The following is a 6,995-nucleotide window of genomic DNA, read 5'->3' as shown; positions in this document are numbered from 1 at the left end:
TGCACCTTTTCTATTGTATATGCAATTTAATAAAGTTAATTTGAGTTTCTGTAACGTTCATATATGAAGCCATTCTTTAAAAAAGGACGTGATTTATCATACAAATTCACGCTGTGAAAATACCAAAGAATATTGAAAGTCATTTGTTTAAGAAACTTAGTAACTTGGTTTCAAATGGGAAGAAAGAGCGAATGAAGCGATTATTAAATTCATGCGACATTAATAGGACCCTGATAGGGGATTTACTAATCCGATCTCTAATCTGCCAAAAGTATAAAATTAATAATGAAGAAATTAGATTTATATATAATGAGTATGGAAAACCTTTTGTTGAAAACTTTTCTGACTTTCATTTTAATGTGTCTCATTCAGGAGAATGGGTGGTTTGTACTACTGCTAATTTTAATGTGGGTATTGATATAGAAAAAGTTTCAGAAATAGAGGCTTTTAAATTAGCAAAAGAATTTTTCAGCGGAAGAATTTTATGATATATCTAATATGAATTCTGATGAACAAATTAATTATTTTTATGATTTATGGACATTAAAAGAAAGCTATATAAAAACGATTGGAAAAGGGCTTTATACCCCATTAAATTCATTCTCTATAAAAAAAGAATCACGAACTTCAATTTCATACAAGCATATACCTAAAAACTTTTACTTTAAACAATATAACATTGATCCAAATTATAAGTTATCTGCTTGTGCAACAAGAGATGAATTTCCTCAAGAGATAATAATTAAAGACATTTATACAATTTGCCAAACTATATACAAATTTGAAAGTAAGGAGAAAATCAATGCAGAAGACTAAACTTTTTTGCTTTCCACATGCTGGGGGATCTGCGTTTAGTTACGCAAAATGGAAAAATCACTTTAATCCATATATTGAGGTAGTCCCGGTAGAGTTAGCTGGTAGAGGATATAGAATTGAAGAAAACTTGTACCAAAGTATGGAAGAGGCAGTAAATGATGTCTACAATAAAATAGTTATGCAGATAGATGATTCGCCCTACATTCTATTCGGGCATAGCATGGGAAGTTTGATCGCCTATGAAGTAGCCAGAAAAATAAAAGATTCTAAAAACGTATCGCCTGAATTTCTTGTTTTGTCCGGTAGAAATCATCCAAATAGTAAAATAAGAAATATCCGATATAATCTTTCTAATGAGCAATTTAAAAGAGAAGTTATTGCAATGGGAGGTACACCATCTGGGGTACTGCAATCAGAAGAATTAATGGAGATCTTTCTCCCTATTCTAAGAGCAGATTTTAAAATCGTTGAGACGTATATTCATGACAAAAATACACAACCATGTGATATTGATTTTCTTATATTTAATGGGGAAAATGATGAATTTACTACATATGATCAAGTAATAAAATGGGAACGATACACAAGTAAAACGTGTACTTTTCATTCTTTTGAAGGTAATCATTTCTTTCTAAATGAAAATATTGAAGAAATAGCAAATAGTATTAAAAGAAAGTTAGATTCTAAAAGATTATCAAATAGTTTTTAGAGTTTTATAAGTATGCTCATAGCTAAAAATATTAAAGGGTTTGAAGTATACACTTCTTGTGCAGATATGCATGGCAAAAAGACAATCGAGTACATTCGGTGGTCTTTTTCTATTTTTATGGAGTTTGTGGCGAAATGCTAGACTTGCTAGATTGTGGATCTAGTAGCCGTTGAATGTGCGGGTTCAAGTCCTGTCATTCCGACCACGAGGGGGTATAATTTAAGGGTAAAACAGGGGCCTCCAGAACCTCTGATGTGGGTTCAATTCCCGCCATCCACTTATACTTGTTCATTAAAAGGTTTCACAAAAAATATGTAATATGTTATGGGTACTTACATAAATTTATTGATTTTCAGTTAAAAAGTATTGTGCGATTATACACGTTATGTTACATTAATGTTACTAAGTTGTTACAATATATCATAAATGTTTCGATATTATTTCTTGTTATTTCTGTAATGTTACAAAAAACTATAAATATTGTTATGTGTATAGGAGTGTGTGTAGTAAAAAGTCTGAGTTGAAAGTACGTGCACACTTTAAATTTCCTTTTTGTCTGAATGAAGAAGACTACCAACTAATTAAGGGCTTTAAAGTAACCACTTTAAATAAAATGTGCTTCCTTTCCCACACACAATTGAGTACATATTTAAAGTACAGTCTAATTGCTACACAGACTCTTGTACATATAAACATTAAGGTGAAATAGAGATAAGAATTCATTACATAAAAGCATTACCAAGCTAAACGTACAAAATATCATCTGTGCATTTTGATGAAATGTTAAAATGCCTAGATGATATTTTTTGAAGAATTCTTGGATATGTTTATGAATAACAATTCCTAATACTTAATGACTCTTTACTACTAAAACATCCGATAATTTATGTAATTAGATTTATAGGGTGTATGTACATTCACTTATATAGGGAAAATGAGGTTTTTCATATGAAGTATAGTTATAAAGTGTTTATATTTATTTGGACAATTATTTTATTGTTTTTCTACTTTATTTTGGTTACAGTGAAATTTCCGAAAACGAGCAAATGCCAGTCATAACAATCAAACAATAAAAATAAGAAATACTACAAAAGCAAAACATAATAAAAATAGATACCCGAAAATGTTTAAGAACAGGAACAATTACATGCATAAACAACCTTACGATTTCCATGCATACCCCACGTCATTTGGGCAATAGGGGAAAAGTATTATTATTTGGCGTGCGCAATCTTCCATCACTAGTAGAAACGGAAAGTTCCGTATACCTGCTGAAGGAGGAAGATGTCTACCTGCCAGGGGGCGGATCTATTCAGCATCTAGAAATATTGGAATTAAAAGTGTAGAAAACAAATAGTGAAAAGGGAACATATCTTGTGATTCCTTTTTTATTCTTGTAGATAAGTCTGGGGAGAAAACGGGGATTTCTGCACGCAACATAGATCTCATCGGTATACTAATTGTGTTTTACGTATAGCTGGGAGTTGGTGTGATGGTATTTGCAATGGATGTGAGATTCCGTCATTCTTTTCATGAAATTGAATCATTAGACATTCCAAATATATTGTTTCCGAGTCAGTGCAGGAAATTGTATCAAGTGATTGGAATCGGCATTCAAGAAGAATTCCGCAATCCCTATGTCATTATAAAAGAGCAACATGGTTCCGTTACATTCCGATTACCAGAAGAATTATCAACATGGGTGCAGAACAAATTATTACTTGATAAAGGGGGCCAGTTTGTTTCCATACTGCATTTCAGTTAGCCATGCGAAGTTTTGTGCCATTTTTTGATCTCGGATATAAAAAGAATAGTCTGTCAGGTTAGGTGAGGAGATGCCACCTCTGACTTTCACATCATACGTAGGATGTGGTGTAACTTGAATCAATTCAGATTTATGATTCTGAATAAACATTCTAACCTTTTCAAACTTGTTAATTACAGGCTGTATCTCCATTTTAAACCGATCATAGGGATATGTTTTATTTTTATTGTAATACCTATCCAGTTCAATCAACTCTGACACTGCTGTATCAAATTCACTCTTTACTTCAGGATTTACTTTTTGCAACCATTCTTTTGCATAAGAGCGGAATGAAGATTTATAAAACAAATTCATATCAAAACCAGCTAATGTGAGTGGCTTTCCTTTTTCTTTTTGTTCTTTCATATAGGTAAATAATTGTTCAAGTTCTTCAGTTTTCCATACAGAGTATAAGGATTGTTTCATCGCTTCTGTAGCGGTTGAGTTATCAAAATTTTGCTGAACATCTGCTGCTTCCCAAAGCCCTGTTTCAAATGCAATCACATCATATTCCAGGTGTAACAGCTTGAGAGGAAGTGCTGGAAGACGGGATCCCTAAGAAAGCAAAAAAACTAGGTGTGAAATAATCAGTTATTTGTGATGGTGGATTCTCCTAGGTGGAGGGTTCGCCGTTTTTTATTATATGTTATGTTGTGGTTTTTATATAAAGCATATTGAAAAGATGGATTAAATCTTCTGGAATGATGTCTCCATAATTAATAACTTGTACAATAACCTTTCAATTATCACTAAATCCATTCATATCAACAAGTTGTCCCATATATCCCTTTGTAGCAATATCTTTAAAGTACGCTAAAAATACCCTTTATTTTATCTTTATCTTATCTTTACCTTATCTTTAAATTTTTATATTAAACTTAAAACCTTAAAGTATTGATGTTTGAGTCTAAAAGGGCGGGAGATAGATGTTCATTACATAGTTTGTAAATAACCAATTACCTTTGAAAAATTAAATTTTTATACGAGGAGGAATATATGAAGGATACAAGTAAAAACAAATTATAAAAGTGTTCCTTATTAGTATTTTAGGCTTAGTAATAATACTTGGAATGCTATATTTTAATCATAAAACCAATATTCAACAAAATAAAGCGCAAGCCACCGAAAAACGTGTATTGCAATATGAGTCTACCTTAAAAAAAGAATTAGAAAAATATAATTTAGGAGAGAAAACACCAATTTTATTAGGAATTATGTATCAAGAGAGTAGAGGTGAGGGAAACGATCCTATGCAGTCATCTGAATCACTTGGATTAAAGCCAAATGAAATTCAAGAGACAAGCTTGAGCATTGAACAAGGGGTAAAACACTTTGCTAAAATGTATAAATATGGAACGGACAAGGATGTTAGCATGGATACAATTATTCAAAGCTATAATATGGGGTCAGGTTATATTGATTTTGTTGCTAGTCAAGAAGTTAAACAACACTCGGAGGATTCAGCCAAAAAGTTTTCTAAGATGAAAGTTGATCAAAATCCAGCGATGTATACTTGTGGTGGAAATAAAAATAATTTTAGGTATCCATATTGTTATGGTGATTTCACATATGCCACAAAGGTAAATGAAAAAACAAAACTTATTGAAGAACTTCTTCGAAATGTACATAGCTCTTCTAAATAAGTTGCAGAATAAAATATAATGATACCGTCAGTTAATAATAATAATAATAATAATAGCTAAGAAAAACTACTTCCTTTCTTAATTCACATAATTTTCAAAAATAAATCCTGTGGATGTTAATATTTGTTATATAATATATTTGTCAAAGCATTACCCCTAAAGTTTCTACAGTCAATCTGTAAGATAGTTTGTTTGGCTCGTATATTCACCTTAAAACAAAAAGAACTTGTAGAGAGTCCTACAAGTTCTTTTTGTTTTAAGGGTTAAATGTGGATTTAAAATATAGTTGCAATTTTTTGAGGGGGAAAAGTAAATGTTTATAAAAACAGAAAGATTATTAATACGGAAATTTGAGTTCAAAGATTGGCAAGCTGTTCATGAGTATACATCAGATATCAATGTTATGAAATACATACCTGAAGGGGTTTTTACTGAAGAAAATACAAGAAACTTTGTGAATGAAAACATTGGTGAAAACGCTAAGAACTTTCCTGTAGTATTAATTCATAAAGATATTCTGATTGGTCATATAGTTTTTCATAAATATTTTGGTGAGCATACATATGAGATTGGTTGGGTGTTCAATCCTAAATATTTCAATAAAGGATATGCTTCTGAAGCAGCACAAGCTACATTGGAATATGGATTTAAGGAAATGAAATTACATAGGATTATAGCTACATGTCAGCCACAAAATACCCCATCATATCGAGTAATGGAGAAGATTGGAATGAGAAGAGAAGGCTATTTCAGGAAGTGTATACCACATGGGAATGAATGGTGGGATGAATATTATTACGCTATTTTAGAAGAAGAGTAGTGTTTCAGAATGCATTATTTAAATTGACACTCTTATTCCTAAATAGGCAAGTTGACTATCTTTATTGGGGATTCTTGCTACTAAAGGCGAAGTTTATTTCCGGTATCGCTGACGTGCAAAACTTTGTATAATCTGATCTTATCTCTAAATCACAACTGTTACCCCATCACCATCAAGTTAAAGTTTCGTTTTATTTTGCTAACTTGATGGTGATGTGACGTAACCTTAATTATTTAAAAATTTTAAAAAGGCCCATTAGTCATGTTAAAGGGACCTTGATCACGCAAATGATCTGTAAACCAATTCATTTTTGATATACAGATCATTTGTATAATAATTTTATAAATAATTGCTAAATAGTGAATTTACATAAATACTTTTAGTAGTTCTTGAATTAATGGGATTGCTCCACCTATAAATTTTAAAACTGCCATTGCGATTTCCATATTATTCTCTCCTCTTTTCGTATTAAGATGTAATAAATCTTTATAACTTTATTATAGTAAGCGCTTACAATAATAACAATACATTTCCGTATGCAATATTGCATATTTATACATTAGATCTCTATTATTCATTTTTTAATGGTACTATAGCGAGGTGAGAGTCTTTAAGGGTTCTCCTTAATAGGAGGAAATATGGAAAGAGTGCAAGCGATTTACAGTAATCAAAAATTTAAGAGTTGGGTTAAACAGGTATTAGCTGTAGGAGGAGTAATAGGGTGCTGTTATTTGGTGTTATATGTTTTCTGTTTCTTAGTTATCATGTAAATAGTATACAACTAAACTAGTAGAGTCTTGCCTAGAGAGGTAAGGCTCTTTTATTGTAGTACCTGGAGATGAGCAAACTACATACAATATCTCTCAGGTTTTTCAGATCACTTTGTAGGATTCCTTGTTTAGAACACTAATTAATATCATTGAAAACAGAATTCTATGGATAAAAATATGTTTTACTAGATACATACTAAAAGATAAGCATAAATTATATTAGATTTTGGCAAAATCTTTTGAATTGGAAAAGGATTTAAATCTTACTTATAGACTTGATTCCTTTTTATATAATATAATCCTTATATTGATACGTAAATATAATACAGTAATAATAAATTAAAAGCAAGAATTTTAGTAGCGGTACGTTCACACATCCATCAACTTAAGATTTTCAAACAAAAATTCTTTTTAATTGATTAATAGTAAACGA

At 31.0% G+C, this 6,995-nt stretch carries 4 protein-coding genes and 3 pseudogenes; 5 read left to right on the top strand and 2 right to left on the bottom strand.

Annotated features, from left to right (window positions below):
- Positions 1–113: 113 nt before the first annotated feature.
- The 3 genes and pseudogenes from IQ781_RS03405 to IQ781_RS03395 all read left to right on the top strand — a co-directional run bounded on the left by IQ781_RS03405 (position 114) and on the right by IQ781_RS03395 (position 3,290).
- A pseudogene (locus IQ781_RS03405) lies at positions 114–816 on the top strand (4'-phosphopantetheinyl transferase family protein).
- Positions 803–1,525: a thioesterase II family protein gene (locus IQ781_RS03400; RefSeq protein WP_139846811.1), complete on the top strand. Its 723-nt coding sequence runs from the start codon at positions 803–805 to the stop codon at positions 1,523–1,525. The pseudogene IQ781_RS03405 and the gene IQ781_RS03400 overlap by 14 nt, the downstream one beginning before the upstream one ends.
- A gap of 1,492 nt (positions 1,526–3,017) precedes the next feature.
- Positions 3,018–3,290: a hypothetical protein gene (locus IQ781_RS03395; protein ID WP_065382389.1), complete on the top strand. Its 273-nt coding sequence runs from the start codon at positions 3,018–3,020 to the stop codon at positions 3,288–3,290.
- Here the strand turns inward: IQ781_RS03395 and IQ781_RS03390 are convergent.
- Complete coding sequence (locus tag IQ781_RS03390) at positions 3,243–3,833, bottom strand: erythromycin esterase family protein (protein WP_065382390.1); 591 nt, start codon at positions 3,831–3,833, stop codon at positions 3,243–3,245. The genes IQ781_RS03395 and IQ781_RS03390 overlap by 48 nt on opposite strands.
- Before the next feature lie 492 nt (positions 3,834–4,325).
- Between IQ781_RS03390 and IQ781_RS03380 the strand changes: the two are divergent.
- Both IQ781_RS03380 and IQ781_RS03375 read left to right on the top strand, forming a co-directional pair.
- Positions 4,326–4,972 (top strand): annotated as a pseudogene (locus IQ781_RS03380) (lysozyme family protein).
- 313 nt (positions 4,973–5,285) lie between these two features.
- The gene (locus IQ781_RS03375; RefSeq protein ID WP_000470150.1) at positions 5,286–5,792 is read left to right on the top strand and encodes a GNAT family N-acetyltransferase; all 507 of its coding nucleotides are present in this window, start codon (positions 5,286–5,288) and stop codon (positions 5,790–5,792) included.
- A gap of 365 nt (positions 5,793–6,157) precedes the next feature.
- Here IQ781_RS03375 and IQ781_RS03370 read toward each other — a convergent pair.
- Positions 6,158–6,342 (bottom strand): annotated as a pseudogene (locus IQ781_RS03370) (hypothetical protein).
- Positions 6,343–6,995: the final 653 nt, after the last annotated feature.

The organism is Bacillus sp. N447-1 (genome assembly GCF_022701035.1).
Lineage (GTDB): Bacteria > Bacillota > Bacilli > Bacillales > Bacillaceae_G > Bacillus_A > Bacillus_A cereus.
The sequence above is the reverse complement of the archived record's forward strand: the minus strand, read 5'-3'. Positions and strand labels throughout refer to the sequence as shown.